The sequence below is a fragment of the Neisseria sp. P0021.S007 genome (assembly GCF_051956855.1).
Genome location: NZ_JBQCXA010000255.1, coordinates 1 through 886 on the forward strand (window position 1 = coordinate 1; position 886 = coordinate 886).

The following is an 886-nucleotide window of genomic DNA, read 5'->3' on the forward strand; positions in this document are numbered from 1 at the left end:
GCTACTACCATCCTAAAGACTACATCCAGGCTTTGTATAAGGCTTATCAAAAAGAAGAAAACCCTGCCGCCAAAGATGCGATGGCGCAGATTTTGGTCAATAGCCGTATGTGTGCTGAAGGCCACCGTCCGATTTGTCAGGATACCGGTATTGCGACCGTATTCTTGAAAGTAGGCATGGATGTACAGTGGGATGCCGAGATGAGCGTACAGGAAATGGTTAACGAAGGCGTACGCCGTGCATACACCTATCCTGACAACAAACTGCGCGCCTCCGTATTGGCCGATCCGGCTGGCAAACGTCAAAATACCAAAGACAACACCCCTGCCGTTGTACATATGGAAATCGTAAAAGGCGACAAAGTCGAAGTCACTTGCGCAGCCAAAGGCGGCGGTTCTGAAAACAAAACTAAAGTTGCCATGCTCAATCCTTCAGACAATATTGTTGATTGGGTATTGAAAACCGTTCCTCAAATGGGTGCCGGCTGGTGTCCTCCGGGCATCTTGGGTATCGGTATCGGCGGTACGCCTGAAAAAGCAGTGTTGATGGCCAAAGAAAGCCTGATGAGCCATATCGATATTCAGGAGCTCAAAGAAAAAGCCGATTCAGGTGCAGAATTGTCTACAACCGAAGCCCTGCGCTTGGAACTCTACAAAAAAGTAAATGCCTTGGGCATCGGCGCACAAGGTTTGGGCGGTTTGAGTACCGTACTGGATGTCAAAATCCTTGACTACCCAACCCACGCGGCTTCCAAACCGATTGCCATGATTCCAAACTGCGCGGCAACTCGCCACATCGAATTTGAATTGGACGGCTCAGGCCCGGCCAAACTGGAAGCCCCGTCTTTGGAAGACTGGCCGGATCTGACTTACAGCCCTGACAACGG

1 protein-coding gene is annotated in these 886 nt (G+C 50.3%); it reads left to right on the top strand.

Features of this window, described 5'->3' with window-relative positions:
* Positions 1-886, top strand: an 886-nt coding sequence (locus ACTHUR_RS12640) for a fumarate hydratase (RefSeq protein WP_440398832.1), incomplete at both ends; no start/stop codon positions are given.